This window comes from Streptomyces griseoluteus, from assembly GCF_004784465.1.
Classification (GTDB): Bacteria; Actinomycetota; Actinomycetes; order Streptomycetales; family Streptomycetaceae; genus Streptomyces; species Streptomyces griseoluteus.
In genome coordinates, this window is sequence record NZ_SRRU01000016.1 from 77,580 (window position 1) to 97,053 (window position 19,474).

Genomic DNA, 19,474 nt, shown 5'->3' on the forward strand with positions numbered 1-19,474 from the left:
TAACCGTCGGCACGGCAAGCGGTACTCGTCGGGCCCGGCGCTTTGGAAAGGAACCGCGAGCTCACCATGACCGAGACTCCCCGCACCACCACCGACTCCGGCGCCCCGGTGGAGAGCGATGAGCATTCGCTCACCGTCGGGCCCGCCGGGCCGATCCTGCTCCAGGACGCGTACCTCATCGAGCAGATGGCCCAGTTCAACCGGGAGCGCATTCCCGAGCGGCAGCCGCACGCCAAGGGCAGCGGGGCCTTCGGGCACTTCGAGGTGACGGGGGACGTCACCCCGTACACGAAGGCAGCTGTCTTCCAGCCGGGGACGCGTACCGATCTGGTCGCCCGGTTCTCCACCGTCGCCGGGGAGCGCGGGAGCCCGGACACCTGGCGTGACCCGCGCGGCTTCGCGGTGAAGTTCTACACCACCGAAGGCAACTACGACATGGTCGGCAACAACACCCCGGTGTTCTTCGTCAAGGACCCGATGAAGTTCCAGCACTTCATCCGGTCCCAGAAGCGCCGCGCCGACAACAACCTGCGTGACCATGACATGCAGTGGGACTTCTGGACCCTCTCCCCCGAATCGGCGCACCAGGTCACCTGGCTCATGGGCGACCGGGGCGTGCCGCGTACCTGGCGGCACATGAACGGCTACACCTCGCACACGTACATGTGGATCAACGAGGCCGGCGAGGAGTTCTGGGTCAAGTACCACTTCAAGACCGACCAGGGCATCGAGTTCTTCACCCAGGACGAGGCCGACCAGATGGCCTCGGCCGACACCGACTACCACATGCGTGATCTGTTCGAGCACATCCGGGACGGGGACCACCCGAGCTGGACGCTGTACGTGCAGATCATGCCGTACGCGGACGCCGCCGAGTACCGCTTCAACCCCTTCGATCTCACCAAGGTGTGGCCGCACGGCGACTACCCGCTGATCGAGGTCGGCCGGATGACGCTGGACCGGAATCCGACGGACAACCACGCGGAGATCGAGCAGCTCGCGTTCCAGCCGAACAACTTCGTGCCCGGCATCGGGCCGAGCCCCGACCGCATGCTGCTCGCCCGGCTCTTCTCGTACGCCGACGCGCATCGCTACCGCATCGGCGCGAACTACGCCCAGCTGCCCGTCAACGCGCCCATCACCGACGTCCACACGTACTCCAAGGACGGCGCGATGGCGTACCGCAAGACCAGCGACCCCGTGTACGCCCCGAACTCCAAGGGCGGCCCCGCCGCGGACACCGCCAGGTACGGCACCCCGCCGACCTGGCACACCGACGGCGACATCACCCGCACGGCCTACGTCTCGCACGCGGAGGACGACGACTGGGGGCAGGCCGGCACCCTCGTCCGCGAGGTGCTGGACGACGACGCGCGCGACCGGCTCGTGGACAACGTCGTAGGCCATCTCCTCAACGGCGTCACCGAGCCCGTGCTCGAGCGTGCCTTCCAGTACTGGTCCAACATCGACGCGAAGATCGGTGCGCGGATCGCCGAAGGCGTGCGTGCCAAGGCCTCCGAGAAGGACCCGAAGGCCGCGGACCAGGGCAACCCTGCCCGTAGCAGCATGCAGCACAAGGCCTGACGCCCAGGCGCGGAGCGCCCCTCCCCCATCCGTGGGGTGAGGGGCGCTCGGCCGTGTGAGGGTGGGGCGGACGGGTACTGCGGATGCCATGAGTGTCACCTCGCTGATCGACACCGCCCTCGACCGCTCCGTCGTCCTCGGCTACGGGTGGCCCGGACTGCTCGTGCGCAAGGCCCTGCCGGACTGGCCCGACGGGCCCGTGCGGATGGACGGCAAGGTCGTCCTCGTCACCGGCGCGGGGTCCGGGGTCGGTCTCGCGGCCGCCGTCGGCTTCGCCAGGCTGGGGGCCTCGGTGCGGGTGCTCGGCCGTAGCGAGCAGCGGGCCGAGGAGGCCGCCGCGCTGACGCGGGAGCAGGCGGGCGATGACGTCGACGTACGGCCCGTCGTGTGCGACGTCAGCAGTCTGGCCGCGCTGCGGGACTTCACCACGCGCTTCCTCGAGGAGGAGGACCGGCTCGACGTGCTGGTCAACAACGCGGGGGTGATGCCGGACGAGCGGCAGTACAGCGTGGACGGGGTGGAGCTGACGTTCGCCACGCATGTGCTGGCACCCTGGGTGCTGATCGAGGAGCTGACGCCGCTGCTCGCCCGCTCCGCGCCGTCGGTGGTGATCAACGTGACCTCGGGCGGGCAGTACGGGCAGCAGCTTCCCGCCGGTGATCCGGAGTCCGAGGAGACGCCGTACAGCCCGAAGAAGTTCTACGCCCGGACCAAGCGGGCGCAGGTGGTGGTCACCGAGAAGTGGGCGGAGCGGCTGCACGACCAGGGTGTGCACGTGCACTCGATGCATCCGGGGTGGGCGGACACGAAGGGGGTACGGCAGTGGCTGCCGGTCTTCCGGGCGGTGACCCGGCCCATCATCCGCAGCCCTGCCCAGGGGGCCGACACGATCGTCTGGCTCGGCGCGGCTTCGGAGGCCACCGAGAACGACGGGCTGTTCTGGCATGACCGGCGGCCTCGGCCGACTACGTATCCCCTCGCGGCGGGCGCGGATTCGGAGGAGGCGCGGGAGGAGTTGTGGGAGTACGTCTCGTCCCTTGCGCATGGTGAGAGGGGTTGAGGGGGCGTTCAGCGGCGGCCTCCAGCCAGGGAACACCCGTACGGTTCATCGTTGATCGCTGTGTATCCTCGCCTCCCACATCACAGGGGAGGGATCATGAAACGAAGATTGGCCGCAGCGGCCTGGGGCGTGACCGGTGGGGCGATTGTGCTGGCGCTGGTGTCCACGACCGTCGCTCATGCGGAGGGTCGGGGGGACGTGCGGGTCACGAAGACCGTCGTGAACGGCGGGAAGAACGTCGGCGTGGGGACTTCGAAGACCATCACCTATCCGATCGCTGTCACCATCCGGGACAACTCCGGGGTGAAGGGGCTGACGGACATCAGCGTGTTCAACTCGGACAACGGCTGGGGGTTCAGCGACTGGGTGGGCACCCGGTGCGAGAAGCAGAGCTCCACCACCTCGGTGTGCACGGCCACGATGACGGTCAACCCGGCCTGGCTGCCCGACAGCCTGCCCGACCCCAATACGGCGGCCGGCACCTGGCAGGTCAACGCGACCGTGAAGGCCAAGGACGGTGACTACTGGATCTCCGACCGCATCGCCCAGTTCAAGATGAAGCGCGCCTCGAAGCTGACGACGAACGCGTCACCCGAACCGGTCGTCAAGGGCCACAAGTTGACCGTCACCGGCAGCCTGACCCGCGCGAGTTGGAAGGACCTGAAGTATCACGGGTTCTCCGGGCAGGCCGTACAGCTTCAGTTCAAGAAGTCCGGCGCCTCTCGGTTCAGCACCGTCAAGACGGTGAAGACCAGTAGCACCGGCAAGCTCAGCACCACTGTCACCGCCGACTCGGCGGGTACCTGGCGGTGGTTCTTCCCCGGTACCACGACGACGGCACAGGTCGCGTCGGGCGGCGATGCGGTGAAGCTGAAGTAGCGGCTTCTCAGCAGTGGGGTGGCGGTGGTGGTGGGAGCAGGTGTCTGATCAGGGCCGTCACCGCTGCCCCGGCCGGGGCTACGCACCAGCGTTCGGTGCGGGGCAGGACCGGGAGGTCCAGTTGCTGGCGGGACCACCCGGGGAGGAGGGAGGCGGCTGCGGCGCCGAGGAGGAGGTACGGGGGGAGGACGGGTTTAGGGAGGGGCGGGCGCAGGAGGATGTAGTGAACCGCCTCTCGGGTTTGGGGAGTCAGGCGTAGTTCGGGGCGGTAAGTGTTGAGGGTGGTGTGAAGTTCCGCCACCGTTGCCGGGGGGTTCTCGATGCCGAGCGCGGTGGCGACTCGCGCCATGTCGGCCACGTACGCGTCCCGGCCCGCCGCGTTCAGCGGGTGTCTGCCGTAGCGCTGGTGCGCGGTGAGGAAGCAGTACGCCTCGGCGCTGTGGACCCAGGCCAGGAGGTGGGGGTCGGCGGCGTGGTACGGCTCGCCGTCCGGCGTGTGGCCCCGGATGTTCTCGTGGACGGCTCGTACGCGGTCGACGGCTCGCTGGGCGTCGTCCGCCGCGCCGTAGGTGGTGTACGCGAGGAACGTGCTCGTGCGGGCGAGGCGGCCCCAGGGGTCGTTGCGGTAGTCGGAGTGGTCGGCCACCGCCGTCATCGCCAGGGGGTGCAGGGACTGGAGCAGCAGGGCGGCCAGGCCGCCGGGGAACATGGACGCGTCGCCGTGGACCACGCGGATCGGCCGGTCCGGGGCGAACCAGCGGGGGCCGGGTGTGCCGTGGACCCGGCGTCGGCTTTCCGGGCCGTCGGGGCCGGCCACAGCCCGGAAGAGGGCGTCGCCCAATCGGCCTCGCAGGCCGGGACGTGGGGCTGCCGCGCCCGTTGTCCTTCGTTCCGGGCGCGGTCGGGTGCGCGTGGCTGAGGAATCGTCGACCATCGACACGCCCTTGTCCCTCGACTACCACCGAGTGAACACCCATGGAGCGGGCGATGCCAGTCGCATCGCTACTGCGTCGTTTCGGGGTCGTGCGGGTGCCTCTCCCGTGACGAGCACAGCAGGGGCAGGTTGTCCGGCGCAGGTCTCATACCACCTGTCTCGGGCAGCTGACGGGCTCAGCTTGGCTTTCAACCTCTGTGCGCTTGTGTCTGCGGTGCCTCTCCGTAGGACGCGGTCTGGTCACGCGGAAGGAGAGAGCTGTTCGCGCACCCATCCGGGATCGGGTTGGTGTGTGTGGCGGACGACCTCACGGTCGGGGTGGACGGACGGCAGGCCGTCCGAGGCGCTGACGAGTACGGGACCCGGCCGCTGGTGATCAGCCGCTGGGGTGCCCGCCGTCAGGGCGCCCCAGCGCGGGGCCGAGCTTCGTCGCGATGTCGGTGAGGATCTGTACGTAGTCCTCGTGCCGGAAGGTGAACGGCAGCGCGAACGCCACCTCGTCCACCTCGCGGAACCCCGCGTGCGCGTGTAGCCGCTCGGCGATCTCCTCGCTGGTGCCCACCAGGTCCGGCGCGAACAGCAGCCGCGCCGGACCCTGCGGTGAGGCCGTGCGGGGCAGCCGGGCGGCGGCGAACTCGGCGTACCGCGCCCGCTGTCCGGCCGTCGCGGAGTCGGTCGGAATCACCACCAGACCCTGTGAGACCCGGGCCGCCGCCCCCTCGGGGTGCCGCGCGCGGAACTCCCGGATCTGGGCCGCCTGGATAGCCGCGAAGTCCAGCGGGGCGTCAGGGTCCTCGGCCTTGACCACACTGCTGGTGAGCAGGTTCATGCCCTGCTCACCAGCCCAGCGCGCCGAGGCCACGCTGCCGCCGCCGTACCACATGCGCCGGGCGAGGCCGGGAGAGTGCGGCTGGACGATGTCGGAGTACTCCTCGAAGCCCTCGGCGCCCTTGAAGTTGGTGGCCGGCTCACCCCCGACGAAGTCGAGGAGCCGCCGGACTCGTCCGTACCCGAAGTCCTCCGCCTCGACGGAGGCCGGATAGAGCGCCTCCTTGACCTGGTCGTAGTGGATCGGGGGTCCCGCGCTGACCCCGGGATTGAAGCGGCCGCCGGAAAGCACGTCCACCGTGGCCAGGTCCTCGGCGAGGCGCAGCGGGTTCTCCCAGCCCAGCGGGATCACCGCCGTGCCCAGCTCGATGCGCCGGGTGCGCTGCGAGGCGGCCGCCAGCACGGCGACGGGTGACGAGATGCCGTACTGGAGGTGCCGGTGCCGCACCCAGGCGCTGTCGAAGCCCAGCCGCTCGCCCAGCTCGATGATCTCCAGCGTGTCGGCGTGACCCCGGGCGGGCTCCGCCGGATCGAACAGCCCGATCGTCAAAAACCCCAGCTTGCGCAGTGGACGCGACATGGACGTCACGGCCTCCTCCACCACTCGGACAGCACTCGAAGCGCTCCGGCCGCGCTCGGCCGGGAACAGCCCGATTCTCCCAGCTGAATGTGACAACCGTGTGATCGAAATGAACGACCCGAAGGAGCGGGGCACCTACTATCTGCGGGCCCGGCGGCCCGAGCTGGCCTCGGCGCGGGCGGGGCTGCCCGACCCGGCGGGGGCGACATGGCGTCGTGGTGGCGATGGTTGCAGTAGCCCGGATCATCCCCGCGCGTGCGGGGACCCACCGGATCTCGCCGGTACGGAACGTGCGGTAGATGGGACCATCCCCCCGCGTGCGCAGGGCCGACTGGAACGGCGCGCAGACCCCCACCGGACTCGCCAGAGCGTCCCCCCGTGCGCGGGGCCGACATCTGCTGGTCAGGCACTTACTGGGCACGGCGGCCGTCTTCATTCGGTGGCAACGGCCCCGCCCAGCAAGACTCTTGGGACTGAGATTGAACTCGTGACGTCGGCAAGATCGACAGGCGGCAGCCTCAGCGCTTGCGATCGGGGCACCACTCGTAAGCCCCCGGCGCTGTCTCGATGACTTCACTGGGCCAGGTCTGCCTCACCCGCTGCAGATCTTCTTGATGCTTGTGGACCCAGTTCTCTTCTGCACGGATTCCCAGGAGCGTTGTGAGACGATCCGGATCTTCGACCGTCACCGACAGCCAGCCGTCTTCATGCATGTGAAGGGTGAGGCTCAGGCCACGATCTCCTCCGATGCCGGCTTGCCGGCCTGGGACGAGGTCGGACAGGTCTTGCTGCCAAGCGTCGAGGTCGTGCTGGAAGAGGAGGACGTCCAGCCGAGCCTCGATGAAACTGGCGGATACAAGCACGTCGGCGCGCAGGATGTCGTGGCCGGTCAGTATGCCCGGCTGGAAGCGGCCAGTGACGCGCACGATGCAGCGGTTCCCGTCTGCGTCCTCCAGGTGGATCAGATCCGTCGGGGCAGGTTCCGTCATCGGGTACTCCGTTTCCTAGAGATGGGGTGAGCTTGCATCCTCTCCTCCGTGAGCGACGCGGCCGACCGAGGGCAATGAGGGTCACGGACCAAAGGTCATGCTGGTGGCGGCGACACAGCCGTCGATGACGTCGGCTGTCTGCAGGCCTCGGGAACCATCCCCGCGCGGAGGGGGAGCACGCGAGACGAGGGCGCTGCGGCACGTATCCGAGGGACCATCCCCGCGCGTGCGGGGAGCAGACTCACTGACCTGCAACAGCCGCCCCGGACTCGGCGAACGTGTCCTGCTTGTGCTCGTCGTGGAACGACATCAGCGGCATCACCAGCGCCACCGTCGCGGGCCCACGAGGAATCCGTAGCGCGCGGCCGGCACGACATCGGCGCCGGCGGCGGCCGCGCCGACCGCAGCGGCGTTGTCCGCACGACGTCGGCACGCCGGCCGCACTTCCACTCCGAGCGCGTTCCGTAGCGGCACCCGCACGGGAGAGATACTGGAGTGGCTCCTGTGACAGCAGTGAGTCACCGGGGGTTCAGAGGGGAGCAAAACCTGCGTCCATCTCATGGACCGACGTAGTCACAGACATGTACCGGTGCTACAAATGCCGCATGTCGGACCGATTCACCCGATTCAGGCGTATGGCATGGCATGCCGTGGTCGCCATGAGCCCGCGCAGCCTCGCCGGGCAGGTGCTGCTCGTGCAGGTGGTACTGGTGGTCGCGCTCGTCGTCTGCGGCGTCATCGCTCTCGTCCTGCAGTCGGAACATGACAGCAGCGTGGAGGCCAGGCGGCGATCCATAGCCGTGGCGCAGACCTTCGCGCACTCCCCCGGGCTCGTGCAGGCGCTGCGCTCCCCCGACCCGTCGAAGGAACTCCAGCCGCTCACCGAGGCGGGCCGCAAAACCGCGGGCGTCGACTTCATCGTGGTCATGGACACCAAGGGAATCCGCTACACCCACCCCATTCCGAGCAAGATCGGCCAGCGGTTCGTGGGCAGGATCGGTCCGTCGCTGGCCGGGAAGGTCTACACGGAGAGCGTCCACGGCCCGCTCGGTAACGAGGTGCAGGCGACCGTCCCCGTCGACGACGCCCGCGGCCGGGTGATCGCCCTGGTCTCCGCGGGGCTGAAGGTGAGGAACGTGACCAGCCAGGTGGACCGGCAGCTGCCGATCATCCTGGCCGCCGGCGCCGGGGCGCTCGTGGTGTCGACCGGCGGTACGGCCCTGGTGGGCAAGAGGCTGCGGCGCCAGACCCACAGCCTGGCGCCCGACGAGATGACCCGGATGTACGAGCACCACGACACCGTGCTCCACTCCGTGCGGGAGGGGGTGCTCATCGTAAGTGACGACGGTCGGCTGCTGCTCGCCAACGACGAGGCGAGGCGCCTGCTGGAACTGCCCGCCGAGGCCGAGGGGCGCAACGTGCGGGAGCTGTCGGACCTCGACCCCGCCACGGTCGAGCTGCTCGTCTCCGGGCGCGAGGCCAGCGACGAGGTGCACTACGCCGGGGGACGGCTGCTGGCGGTGAACCAGAGGCCCATGGACGGCGCCGGCAGCCCCGGGGGGACGGTGGTGACGTTGCGCGACTCCACCGAGCTGCAGGCGGTGTCCGGCCGGGCGGAGGTCATCCGGGAGCGGCTGGAGCTGCTGTACGACGCGGGTCTCGGCATCGGCACCACCCTCGACGTGGTCCGCACGGCCGACGAGCTGGCGCAGGTCGCCGTCCCGCGGTTCGCCGACTTCGTCACCGTGGATCTGGCCGACGCCGTGCTGCACGGCGAGGAACCGCTGCCCACCGCGACGGAGGTGCGGCGCGTCGCCGTCAGCGGCATCCAGGACGACCATCCGCTGTACGAACAGGGCCGGCTGATCGACTTCCTTCCGTCCACACCGCAGGCGCGCGGCTACGGCTCCGGCCGCTCGGAGCTGGTGCCCGACCTGTCGACCGCGGAGGGCTGGCTGGTCCAGGACCCGGACCGGACCCGGCGGGTCCTGGACTACGGCATCCACTCGCTGATCGCCGCCCCGATCCAGGCCCGCGGTGTGTTGCTGGGCATGGCCAACTTCTGGCGCTCCAAACGGGAACCCTTCGACGAGGAGGAACTGTCCTTGGCGGAGGAGCTGGTGGCCCGGGCCGCGGTCAGCATCGACAACGCCCGCCGGTACACCCGCGAGCACGCGCTGGCGGTCACTCTCCAGCGCAGTCTGCTGCCCCGGGTCCTGCCCGAGCAGAGCGCCCTCGACGTCTGCTATCGCTATCTGCCCGCCCAGTCGGGCGTGAGCGGCGACTGGTTCGACGTGATCCCGCTGCCCGGCAGCCGGGTGGCGCTGTCCGTCGGCGACGTCGTCGGCCACGGTCTGCACGCGGCGGCGACGATGGGGCGGCTGCGGACGGCGGTGCACAACTTCTCCAGCCTCGACCTGCCGCCGGACGAGCTGCTCAGCCATCTGGACGAGCTGGTCGGCCGCATCGACCAGAACGAGGCCTGCCCGGAGACGGCCGACGAGATCGTGGGCGCCACCTGTCTGTATGCGATCTACGACCCGGTGACGCGCCGCTGCGTCATGGCCCGGGCCGGGCATCTGGTGCCCGCGCTGGTCGCGCCGGACGGCAGTGTCGCCTTCCTCGACGTGCCGGCGGGGCCGCCACTGGGTCTCGGCGGTCTGCCGTTCCAGACGGCGGAGCTGGAGCTGGCCGAGGGCAGCCAGCTGGTGCTGTACACCGACGGCCTCATCGAGGACCGCGCACGGGACCTGGACGAGGGCATGGAGCTGCTGCGTCTGGCCCTGGCCGGACACCCCGACCGGACGCCGGAGGAGAGCTGTCAGGCGGTGTTGGACGAGCTGCTGCCCGAGCGTCCCAAGGACGACATCGCGCTGCTCATCGCCCGCACCCGCGCCCTGCCGGCCGAGCGAGTGGCCGACTGGGAGGTGCCGCGGGACCCGGCGGCCGTGTCGGGCATGCGTCTCGCCGTGTCCGACACGCTCGAGGAGTGGGGCCTGTCCGAGCTGGGCTTCGGCATGGAACTCGTCCTGAGCGAGCTGATCACCAACGCCATCCGCTACGGCTCCGATCCGATCCATGTGCGGCTGATCCACGACCGCACGCTGATCTGCGAGGTGGCCGACGGCAGCAGCACCTCGCCGCATCTGCGGTACGCCGCGACGACCGACGAGGGCGGCCGGGGCCTGTTCCTGATCTCCCAGCTCGCCGAGCGCTGGGGCACCCGGTACACCGCGCAAGGCAAGGTGATCTGGGCCGAGCTGGCGATCCCGGACCTGGACGCGCTCCTGGCGGAGTGAGCGATTGCACCGGCCGCGGTGGCGCCTGGCCGCGTCAGGCCCCATGGGGTGCGGACAGGCGAGGCCTCGGCGACGTGCCGGGCGCCGATCGCCCGCCTTGCCACCGAACCCAGGGCGTTGACATCAAGTGAACAAGAGCGCACTGTTCGGCTCCGGGGGGACCCCCATCGCGTCGACTCCCTTCTCCGCCTTGCACCTGGACCATTACGCCGCCCAGCCGTGCAATATCCTTCAGCATGCGCAGGAGATACCCGAGCGCGGAGCGGTCAGGTCGTCGACAGGGCGCTGCTCGGCGCCGGTGGCGGAGTCGTAGGCGAAGCCCTCGCGCGCCCAGTACTCGAAGCCGCCGAGCATTTCCTTGACCTGGTAGCCGAGGCGGGCGAAGGCGAGCGCCGCGCGGGTCGCGCCGTTGCAGCCGGGCCCCCAGCAGTAGGTGACCACGGTCTGGGCAGGGTCGATCAGCTGCGGCGCCAGGTCGGCAATCTGTGCGGTGGGGATGTGGAGGGCGCCCGGGATGTGGCCCTGCTCCCAGGCGGCATCGCTGCGGGTGTCGACCAGCACGAACCCGGGCGTGCCGGACGCCAGATCGGCGTGGACGTCGGAGACGTCCGCCTCGAAGGCGAGGCGGGCGGCGTAGTGGGCGGCGGCCTCGGCCGGGGCGGCGGCGGGCACGCTCAGGACCGCGCTGGCGATCTCTGCGGAAGCGGGTGCAGGCATGGAGGTACCCCTTGTCTTGCTGGTGGGAACGAGATCCAGTGGGGCCGAGCCGGGTTTGCCCGACCGGCAACAGCTCCATCCTCCGACCCCTGCACCTCCTCTACGAGGGGCGTGAACGCCGAAGGTCGCCAAGATTCCGCCAGTCGTACGGAGTGCCCCTCATGGGTGCGCAGGGATGCGGGTGAACGTCTTGCGGTAGGCCGTCGGCGTCGTACGCATCTGGCGGGTGAAGTGGTGCCGGTACGTCGCGGTGCTGTCGAAGCCGACCGCGGCGGCGACCTCCTCCACGGTGCCCTCGCTGGACTCGAGCAGTGGCAGGCTGGCAGCCACCCGCTGACTGATGACCCATCGCATGGGGCTCACGCCGTTGCGGCGGGTGAAGTGCCTCAAGTACGAGCGTTCCGACATGCGCGCAGCCCGGGCCAGGGCGGGCACGGACAGCGGTGTGTGCAGATGGCGCAGCGCCCAATTCATGCTTTGCGTGACGCCGTCGTCCTCGGAACTGATCTCTCCCACCGCCGCCTCGATGAATTGGGCCTGGCCGCCCTCGCGGTGCGGCGGAACGACGAAGCGGCGCGCCACCGCGTTGGCGACGGCCGCACCGTGATCGGCCCGGACGAGGTAGAGACACAGGTCGATACCGGCCGCGCTACCCGCGCTGGTGAGGACATCGCCGTTGTCGACGTACAGCACATCGGGGTCGACCTCGAGCCCGGGATGCCGTTCGGCGAGCTTGGCGGCGTAGCGCCAGTGGGTGGTGGCGCGCCGGCCCTCCAGCAGGCCGGTCGCGGCCAGCGCGAAAGCCCCCGAGCAGATCGACACCAGGCGCGCCCCCTGCGCATGAGCCCGCAGCAACGCTTCCACCAGGGCGGGCGAGACCTCCGCCCCTGCCTTGGCCACCCCCGGCACGATCACCGTGTCCGCCGCGGCCAGCGCGTCGAGCCCATACTCGGCGCGCAGCGTGAACCCGCCGACCGCCCGCAGATCCCCGCCGGGTTCCTCAGCGCATACCCGCAGCTCGTACCAGGGCAGGTCTCCCAGCTCAGGCCGGGACAGGCCGAAGACCTCCACCACCACACCCAGCTCGAAAGGCGCCATTCCGTCGAAGGCCAGTACGGCCACCACATGCGTCTTCGTCATGGCTGGATTCTCCCCCGGCGTCAGATCACGGCAGATCGCCCGGTGCGGTGTCGTCGGCGACGGTGCGTTGCCAGGCGGGGACTGCCTGGCAGCACGCAGGACCAGCTCGCGATGGACCGCCCGCACGCTCCCCTTCCACAGGGCCAACAGCCCCTTCCACAGGGCTCACAGTCGCCCTGCCGGGCGAGTGCCTGCAGGGCCACACATCGCTGTTCGCCGGCAGGACGGCCACCAGCCCCCGGTCCTGGGCGTCGGCGATCGTGGAGGCGGCGGCGCTTCCCTCCGGGACGAAAGCCAGACGGACCTGCCCGTCACCGAAGCCGCGGCGGTCCACCGGCGCGACGGCGCCGCGGGTGCCGTCGGGCAGGGTCACCCACAGTGGGAAATCGTCGTACCGGACGAAGTCCGCGCCCTTCACCAGCCAGGAATAGGGGTGTTCACCGGGTACACCCGGAAGGATGCCCTGGTGGTTGGCGTGGCTCAGGCACACCCGCGAGTTGAACAGGAAGTCGGTCCAAGCCTCGACGTCGTCGGCGTCCTTGATCGGACGGGGCTGAATCCCCCTGCATCCAGGGTGCGCCGCCGACCGGCCGACCGTGACCTGGGCGGACGACGGCGACCGTGAGCAAAGCCCCTGCGCGCACGGCACGCTGACGGTGTGTAGTCCAGTGCGGCGCCGCGAGGGAAGCCGGGCCCGCTCGGTGTCGGCAGTGCGGTTGCGGGGCATTCCGGGCAGAGTAGCCTGGAGTTGATGCGGCCCTGACCGATCTGGAGGTGGGCGATGTTTCTCCGATTTCTGCGGCGTCGTCAGTCGCACCGGCTGGTCCTTCTCGGCAACGGCCGTCTGATCCGCGGCTTCAGCGGCGGAATGTACGACGGTCACGGTTACCTGTCCTGACGCCGTTCACAGTCGACGGTTGGAGGTAGTGCGGTGACAGAGGACACCGATGCCCTGGCAGGCATGGCAAGGATCCTCTCACCGCACTGCCGTGTCACCGGGATGTCCGGCGGGGCGCTGATCGCGGACTGGAAACGGACGCGTTTCCTAGGGATGGCGACGGCGGATCTTCGTAGGTTCGCCGACGGTACCCCCGAGGAACGTGCCGAGCTCGTCACCGTTCTCCTGCGCGCCGGGTGTGTCCGGGGCCGCCGGGACCCGCACATGGACGCCGGCGTCGGCACCTGGCTGCGCGGAGTGCACGTGCTGATCCGCACCGTGGGTTTCGGGCGGGTCCTGCGGCTGCTGTCCCTGGCCGCCCCGGAGTACGTCCGCGCGGACGTGCCCTCCGCGGAGGAGGTCCTGCGGCTGAAACGGGCGGTGCAGACACACAGCCGCCACAGCTGGCTGGTCGACGGCGACTGCAAGTCCGAGGCGGTGACAGCCTTCGTCCTGCTGCGCCGGTCCGGTCTGGAGGCCGTACTCCACGTCGGTGCGCGCGAGCACCCGTTCGCCCTGCACGCCTGGACCGTCTCGGCCGGTCAGAGCATCCCCGACGCCGATCCGCAGGGGCACGCCTTCGACCCGGTGCTCTCGATCGACGGCGGGGGACGGTGACATGGATGCCCTCCGCCTCGAGTGGGCGGGCGGCGCGCCGAAGCTCCGGGCCGCCGACGCCATGACGCGTCGTGGACTCGTGACGACGGTCTCCTCGCCAGTCGGCACCGCGGCCGTCGTCGGCTGGGTGGGCTCGGCCCGCGACCGGGTGAGAGGCGCGCACGCCCTCCTCGACACGTACGGCCGGCAGGGAGCGGCCCTGCCGTCACCGCCCGGCGACTACGCGGCCGTACTGGTGTGCCGCGACCGCATCCTCCTGACCCGCGACGAGCAGGCACGCATCCCCCTGTTCTTCAGGGAGTCGGGGGGCCGGGTGAACGCCGTGAGCACCTCCGCCCGCGCCCTGGGCGGCACCGGTGAGCTGGACCCCCGCTACTTCTGCCGGTACCTCACCGGGAACATGGCGCAACCGCACACGGACCTCACCCCGTTCACCGGCGTGCACCGCGTGCTCGGCGGCGAGGTGGTCGAGCTCTCCCTCACCGGACAGCTGCGAGGTCGTACGCCGCGAAGCGCCCGTCCCGCCACCGGCGCGTCCGCGCCGACAGCCCGCGGTCTCTGCCTCGACGAGGCCGCGCAGGACCTGCGCCTGGCCCTGGAGACCGCGGTGGGACGCCGTATGGGCGCGACGACGGCATGCCATGTCTCGGGCGGCACCGACTCCACGGGGGTCGCGCTGCTCGCCGCGCGCCTGCTGGCCGCGCGGAGCGACGAGCCCAGGGAGCTGGTCCTGCTCTCCGGGCGCTTCTCCCAGGGGGAGCTGGCCACGGAACAGCCGTACCTGGACGTCGCGCTGGAGGCGATCCGCCGCCACGCCCCCGCCGCCCGCCCGGTGATCGTCGACGCCGACGACGTGGCCGACTTCGACGACTTCCGGCACCACGCGGGAGACGCGGACGAACCTCATGCGCACGCGTTCCGCGCTCCGTTCTGGAGCAGACTCCACGGCGCAGCCGCGGGACTTGGCTGCGACACCCTTCTGACCGGTTGCGGGGCCGATCCGGTCGCCGACGCCAACCCGTTCCACCTGCACAGGCTCGCCCGCACGGGCCGGTTCCGGCAGATGACCCGCCAGGCACGCGCCTGGGCCGAGGGGAGCGAACGAGGCTTGCGGGACGTCGTCCACGCCTACGTGGTCCAGCCGGCTCTGCCGCTCACGGCCGAACGGATCACCGCACTGTGCCGCGGCGGAACGGTGCTGGGCGGCCTCGGCGCCTTCACCCGCCCACGATGGCTGCGGCCCGGATTCGCGCGGGCTCACGGGTTCCGTGAGGCCCGTATCGCGCAGAGCCGCTTCGTCTTCGGGCGCAGACCGGAAGAGTCGCTGTACGACGCCGCCAACTACCTCGCCGCCCCGGATCCGCTGTCCTGGCACCGGGCCGGACAGGACGGGTTTTTCCTCTCGCACCCCTTCCTCGATCCCGCGGTCGTCGCCACGATGAGCCACCTCCCGGCCATGGCCACGTTCCGGCCGGGCAGTCCGAAGGCCGTTCTCCGTGAGGCCCTGGCGGACCTGCTCCCGGCCCCGATCCGCGGCAGGGCGGTCAAGGTCCCCTTCGACAACCTCTACGCGCGCGGCCTGCGCAGACACGGCGAGGAACTCATCGCTCTGTGCCGCTGTGCCCGACATCCGCTGGTCACGGAGATGTTCGACACCGAGACGCTGTGCCGGGCCGTGCGGGAGGCGCGGCTCGGCATCGGCGACGCGCACTCCTGGGACCGGATGAACAGCTCACTCGCGCTGGTGGCCTGGCTGGAGGGGCTCAGCGCTGGCTCTTGATGTCCCAGAGGTTCTGGACGTAAGGGCCGGTGGTCAGGTCGATAAGGCCGTACCGGCTACTCGTCTCGAGTTGTTCCGTCGAACTGGGATGGTGGGCCTCCTCGCCCAGGCGCGTAATGGACGTCGCCACCGAGGCACCGTGTGTCCCGAATCTCCAGTAGACGGTGACGTAACGTGGATCCCTGGTGTACTCGTCGATCGCATTATCCTCGCGGACCCTGGCACGGTAGACAAGGAAATCGGAGTCCTTCTGTTGTTGTTTCTTCACCCACTCGGGGATATTTTTCTCGCCCCAGGATTTCGTCAGGTAGTGGAGTGGTGGCTCCAGCACGAGTCGGTCCTTGCGCGCCAGGCTCGCGGTGGCATAGAACGTCACCTGGTCGTACGGCGTGTTGAGGGGCAGTTGTGCCACCACTCGTGTGGTGAAGGTGTCCCTTGACTGGATCCACAGTCCGAAGTTGACCCACGGTTTCGCCGCGACCAGTTCGCCGGCCTGGTGAATCTCCCAACGGGAGAGTGGGTTGACTTCCGAGGGTTTGGTCCACTGGTCGGCATCGGTTCGCCACTGCTCGCGCAGCCGGCCCTTAGGGCTGATCGGTACCTGCTGCGCCATCGCATGGAATTCGGAGCCGAGCACATAGAAACTCCTGTCGCCGCGGTTGTCAAGGGTGATGTCGACCGGTACGGCGAAGGCCTCGCGGTCCTTGTTGAGCACCGCTTTTCCCACGGACAACGTGATGACAGGGCTGGTCTCGCGTTCGTTCGGGTGCCAGAGATTTTGGTAGCCGTAATTGGCGACCGCCACGACCGAGGGAATGATCACCGCTGCGGCCACACGCTTGGGAGTGGGGACCATGACCGACGTCCGCCAGACGAAGAAGGTAGCCACTGCGGAGCCCGCCGCGAGGACGCTGAACACCACCTTGTAGAAAGTGGAATCGCCGTCGTTCCACGTCGTGAGCAGGAGCATGACGTTGGCCAGCAGGGCCGTGAACGCGCAGACCAGAGCAACCAGTCCGGAATAGGCAAAGCAATGCCGGATCCAGTGGTCCAGGACGGCGGCGGCACCCACCAGCGTAGTGAGTGAGACCGCGAGAAGGACCGCGCCCGTTAACCGACCCGGGAAGTTCAGGGCATGGAAGAAGTCGGCGCGGCCGAATCGGGCCAGCACCACCGTTGTCGCGAGGAGGACCAGCTCGATCAGCCCTACGGCCACTCGCGACCGCCAGGTGTTAAGCGAGGGCCGTACTACTTTCGGGCGCAAGCCGTTGTGCGGCTTGGAAGCAGTCCGCACCCGATCACCTCCTGAGACTGAGACCGATACCGACGACCGTGCCGGGACACACGTGTGCGGCGCGGCCGCGGGGGTGCGCTGCCGTGCCGGGGGTTTCGTCACCATGGTCCGTGGTGATCCACCGGGGCGCCATCGGACGCCCCCGGATGTGGGACCCCCGAGCCCGCGCGGTTCACCAGCCAGGTTTCGCGACCTTGCCATAGGACCAGTGGGAGCCCGTGGACATCTCGAAGGGCAGGTGCGGCCCCTCGGCGTTGCCCGTGGCCCCGATCCGGCCGAGCTGCTGACCGGCGGTCACCTTATGACAGTCGTCCACCTGGCGCTGTGACAGGTGACGGTAGGTGTAGACGTGACCGTTGTCGGCGCTCAGCCCGATCCACTGGCCGTGCGCCCCACCCTTGCCGTTGGACCAGGCGACGGTGCCGTTGCGGGCGGCGATCACGGGGGCGCTCCGCCGGCGCGGTGAAGTCCTCCCCCCGTGTGGCGGCCGACGCCGTCCGGCTTCCAGGAGTACCGGCCCCGAGAGAAGAACGCGAAGCTGACCTTGTGCCCCGGCACGGGCGACGACTCCCGTTTACCGCCGGAGACGTTCGGGCGGTCGACGGCGAAGCCGGCGCGTTTGCCGAGTGCGCTGAGGGAGACGTAGGCGGGGATACCGTCGGCGTCGGCTCTCGTGAAGTCCAGGGCGAGCTGTTCGGCGCGGTAGGGGGGCCTGGAGTGTGCGCCGAAGACTCCGGTGGGGCCGCCGGGGATTGGTGGGGTGGGTCTGCCCCATGCCCAGGGGCGGGCTCGGGCGTTGAGCTGGGATGTTTCCTGGCGGGTGGCTTGTTCGATCTCGGGCCGTCCGGCGAAGGACTGGCCGGCGCGGGCGGCCTTGCGGAAGATACGCCACCCATGGTGACCTCCTGCCCGTCCCGCACGCGTAAGGCGCCGTACACCCAGGTCTTCTCCGGCCCGCGACCCTAGGCACTGTCCGGCGGATCATGTGACTGTCGGTCAGGTGGGTCGTTGTACTCCGCATGGGGCGGGGTGATCTGACGAATGCGGAGTGGGTGCGGCTGGAGCCACATCTGCCGCCTGTCGGGCTACGCGGCGGTCGTTGGCGCGATCACCGAAGGGTGATCAACGGAATCCTCTTCCGCGTGCGGACAGGCATACCGTGGCGGGACCTTCCGGAGCGGTTCGGCAGTTGGAAGACTATTTATGAACGTCATCGCCGCTGGTCGGCGGACGGTACTTGGGGCCGGATCCTGTGTGCCGTCGAGGCCGACGCTGACCTGGCGGGTCGGCTCGACTGGAGCATGGTCAGCGTCGACTCCACGTCCTGCCGGGCCCATCAGCACGCCGCCGGGGCCCGCAAGAAGGCACCGCGCGTTCCGAAAAAAGGGCGACGCCCCGAAACCACCGATCCGACGAGGGGCTTGGGCGGTCCCGGGGCGGCCTGACCTGCAAAATCCACCTTGCCGGTGAGGGAGGCTGCCGCCCGCTTGCCTTCCTGGTCACACCGGGCCAGTGGGGTGACGCGCCGCAGATGATCGAAGTTCTCAAACGGATTCGAGTCCGCCGCCCGCAGGGCGGTCACCCGCGAACCCGACCGGACCACGTCGGTGGCGACAAGGCATACAGCTCGCGGCGAAACCGCCGCTACCTGCGCAGACGTCAGATCAAGCACACGATTCCCGAGCCGAAGGACCAGCGGGCCAACCGCAAACGCCGCGGCAGCAACGGCGGCCGGCCCACCAGCTTCAACTCAGAGATCTACAAGCGCCGCAACGAAGTCGAACGGACAATCAACCGGCTCAAGAACCACCGGGCCGTCGCCACTCGCTACGACAAACGCGCCTACGTCTTCCACGGCACCGTCACCACCGCCGCGATCCGGCTATGGCTCCGGGGCTGAGCAGACCTGCTGTCTCAGTCCCCGAGGAACCACAGGTAGAGGTGCTGTCCGTCGAGAACTGTCTGGCCCAAGTCCAGAAGCTCACGCGCGAGCGCATCGGTGACTACGCCTGGTGGCAGGCGCGGTACTTCCGCCAGCAGAGTGACCACCTGGCGGCTATTGAAAACAGTGTCCGCATACGGCAGCAGATGCCCCAGTATCGGAAACTCCGCTGGGTCGAGAGTGGCCAGCTCTGGCCCCCACGCCAGACCATGCTTGGCGCGGGCCTCGACCGTGCCGCTCTCGCCACGGACCTGCACGTTAATCATGGTCAGATCCTATGGACCTCATGATCCGCCGGACAGTGCCTAGTCGACCTCGGACTTGATGCGGTGGCCGTCCGGCGACCAGCCCGGCGCCGAGGCGAGGTGCAGGATCGTGGAGTCCGCATACGAGTTGGCCACCAGCTGGACACCGATTGGGATGCCGTCGCTGCTCGTGCCGAACCGCACCGGCAGGGCCGGATGTCCCGTCAGGTTGAAGGGGACGGTCGTCGACGACGCGTGGAAGGCGCCCAAAGTTCGGCCGTCGAGCGTGAATTGGTCGGGCTGGTGCCCGTGGGCGGAGATTGTGGGGACGGGGAGCAGGAGTGCGTCGTACTGGTGGAAGTGTTCCGCGAAACCGACCCGGAGCCGCTCGACTGCCGGTTCGACCTTGATGTGGTCCTCCATGGACGTGACAGGCGTGCCGGCCAGAAGGTGGAGTAGCTGAACATCTGGTCTTCATGACCCGCGGTGACCTGGCTGAAGTCGACCCGGACCCGCTGTTTTTAGACGTCGTTTCATTTGGTGAGTCGTCGGTAGTTGATGAGGCTGGTGGCGATGGCTGTGAACGCGAGGAAGTGCTCGGGTTTCCGTTCGTAGCGCCGGTGCAGGCGGCGGCTGCCGGCAAGCCAG

At 69.3% G+C, this 19,474-nt stretch carries 17 protein-coding genes and 1 pseudogene; 7 read left to right on the plus strand and 11 right to left on the minus strand.

Annotation, left to right across the window (positions count from 1 at the left end; all coding sequences use genetic code 11):
- Nucleotides 1–66: 66 nt before the first annotated feature.
- From E5082_RS30960 to E5082_RS30970, 3 genes are all read left to right on the plus strand, one after another.
- Entirely contained in the window at nucleotides 67–1,584 is a 1,518-nt protein-coding gene (locus E5082_RS30960; protein WP_135794533.1) for a catalase, read from the plus strand.
- Nucleotides 1,585–1,672: 88 nt separating this feature from the next.
- A complete protein-coding gene (locus tag E5082_RS30965) occupies nucleotides 1,673–2,644 on the plus strand; it encodes an SDR family NAD(P)-dependent oxidoreductase (protein ID WP_135794534.1) in 972 nt (323 codons plus the stop codon).
- 96 nt (nucleotides 2,645–2,740) lie between these two features.
- Nucleotides 2,741–3,523, plus strand: coding sequence for a hypothetical protein (locus tag E5082_RS30970; protein ID WP_190045437.1), 783 nt, complete (start codon nucleotides 2,741–2,743; stop codon nucleotides 3,521–3,523).
- A 7-nt stretch (nucleotides 3,524–3,530) separates the two neighbouring features.
- Here the strand turns inward: E5082_RS30970 and E5082_RS30975 are convergent, their stop codons facing one another.
- The 3 genes from E5082_RS30975 to E5082_RS30985 form a co-directional block, all read right to left on the minus strand.
- Nucleotides 3,531–4,340 (minus strand): oxygenase MpaB family protein, encoded by an 810-nt coding sequence (locus E5082_RS30975; protein WP_308437588.1) that lies wholly within the window; start codon nucleotides 4,338–4,340, stop codon nucleotides 3,531–3,533.
- Nucleotides 4,341–4,833: 493 nt separating this feature from the next.
- Entirely contained in the window at nucleotides 4,834–5,874 is a 1,041-nt protein-coding gene (locus tag E5082_RS30980; RefSeq protein ID WP_135794536.1) for an LLM class flavin-dependent oxidoreductase, read from the minus strand.
- Between the two features lie 509 nt (nucleotides 5,875–6,383).
- Nucleotides 6,384–6,854, minus strand: a complete 471-nt coding sequence (locus E5082_RS30985) for a DUF5959 family protein (RefSeq protein WP_135794537.1) — start codon at nucleotides 6,852–6,854, stop codon at nucleotides 6,384–6,386.
- A 659-nt stretch (nucleotides 6,855–7,513) separates the two neighbouring features.
- On the opposite strand from E5082_RS30985, the gene E5082_RS30995 reads away from it, so the two are divergent.
- Nucleotides 7,514–10,153, plus strand: coding sequence for a SpoIIE family protein phosphatase (locus E5082_RS30995; protein ID WP_229919034.1), 2,640 nt, complete (start codon nucleotides 7,514–7,516; stop codon nucleotides 10,151–10,153).
- Between the two features lie 231 nt (nucleotides 10,154–10,384).
- On the opposite strand, the gene E5082_RS31000 is transcribed toward E5082_RS30995, so the two are convergent.
- The 3 genes from E5082_RS31000 to E5082_RS33285 form a co-directional block, all read right to left on the minus strand.
- Nucleotides 10,385–10,870 carry a rhodanese-like domain-containing protein gene (locus tag E5082_RS31000; RefSeq protein ID WP_135794539.1) on the minus strand — a complete coding sequence of 162 codons (486 nt, stop codon included), beginning with the start codon at nucleotides 10,868–10,870 and terminating at the stop codon, nucleotides 10,385–10,387.
- Between the two features lie 159 nt (nucleotides 10,871–11,029).
- Nucleotides 11,030–12,010: a helix-turn-helix domain-containing protein gene (locus tag E5082_RS31005; RefSeq protein ID WP_135794540.1), complete on the minus strand. Its 981-nt coding sequence runs from the start codon at nucleotides 12,008–12,010 to the stop codon at nucleotides 11,030–11,032.
- Nucleotides 12,011–12,035: 25 nt separating this feature from the next.
- Complete coding sequence (locus E5082_RS33285) at nucleotides 12,036–12,737, minus strand: DUF6424 family protein (RefSeq protein WP_229919035.1); 702 nt, start codon at nucleotides 12,735–12,737, stop codon at nucleotides 12,036–12,038.
- Between the two features lie 234 nt (nucleotides 12,738–12,971).
- Here E5082_RS33285 and E5082_RS31015 point away from each other — a divergent pair, with 234 nt between their 5' ends.
- Entirely contained in the window at nucleotides 12,972–13,565 is a 594-nt protein-coding gene (locus tag E5082_RS31015) for a lasso peptide biosynthesis B2 protein (RefSeq protein WP_135794541.1), read from the plus strand.
- Nucleotide 13,566: 1 nt separating this feature from the next.
- A complete protein-coding gene (locus E5082_RS31020; protein ID WP_135794542.1) occupies nucleotides 13,567–15,345 on the plus strand; it encodes an asparagine synthase-related protein in 1,779 nt (592 codons plus the stop codon).
- Here E5082_RS31020 and E5082_RS31025 read toward each other — a convergent pair.
- Together E5082_RS31025 and E5082_RS31030 are read right to left on the minus strand one after the other, a co-directional pair.
- Complete coding sequence (locus E5082_RS31025) at nucleotides 15,329–16,561, minus strand: hypothetical protein (protein ID WP_229919036.1); 1,233 nt, start codon at nucleotides 16,559–16,561, stop codon at nucleotides 15,329–15,331. The two genes, E5082_RS31020 and E5082_RS31025, sit on opposite strands and share 17 nt — an antisense overlap.
- Before the next feature lie 250 nt (nucleotides 16,562–16,811).
- Nucleotides 16,812–17,081, minus strand: coding sequence for a M23 family metallopeptidase (locus E5082_RS31030; RefSeq protein ID WP_167514190.1), 270 nt, complete (start codon nucleotides 17,079–17,081; stop codon nucleotides 16,812–16,814).
- Between the two features lie 577 nt (nucleotides 17,082–17,658).
- Here E5082_RS31030 and E5082_RS31040 point away from each other — a divergent pair.
- Nucleotides 17,659–18,539 (plus strand): IS5 family transposase gene (locus tag E5082_RS31040; RefSeq protein WP_135794544.1). Its coding sequence is split into 2 segments (ribosomal slippage): nucleotides 17,659–18,019 and nucleotides 18,019–18,539, totalling 882 coding nucleotides; the frame shifts between segments, so codons are not numbered across the junction.
- Between the two features lie 14 nt (nucleotides 18,540–18,553).
- Here E5082_RS31040 and E5082_RS31045 read toward each other — a convergent pair.
- The 3 genes and pseudogenes from E5082_RS31045 to E5082_RS31055 all read right to left on the minus strand — a co-directional run.
- Complete coding sequence (locus tag E5082_RS31045) at nucleotides 18,554–18,847, minus strand: hypothetical protein (RefSeq protein WP_135794545.1); 294 nt, start codon at nucleotides 18,845–18,847, stop codon at nucleotides 18,554–18,556.
- A gap of 39 nt (nucleotides 18,848–18,886) precedes the next feature.
- On the minus strand, nucleotides 18,887–19,249 hold the full coding sequence (locus E5082_RS31050) for an amidase family protein (RefSeq protein ID WP_135794546.1): 363 nt from the start codon (nucleotides 19,247–19,249) through the stop codon (nucleotides 18,887–18,889).
- A 110-nt stretch (nucleotides 19,250–19,359) separates the two neighbouring features.
- Nucleotides 19,360–19,474 (minus strand): annotated as a pseudogene (locus tag E5082_RS31055) (IS5/IS1182 family transposase); the annotation flags it as partial.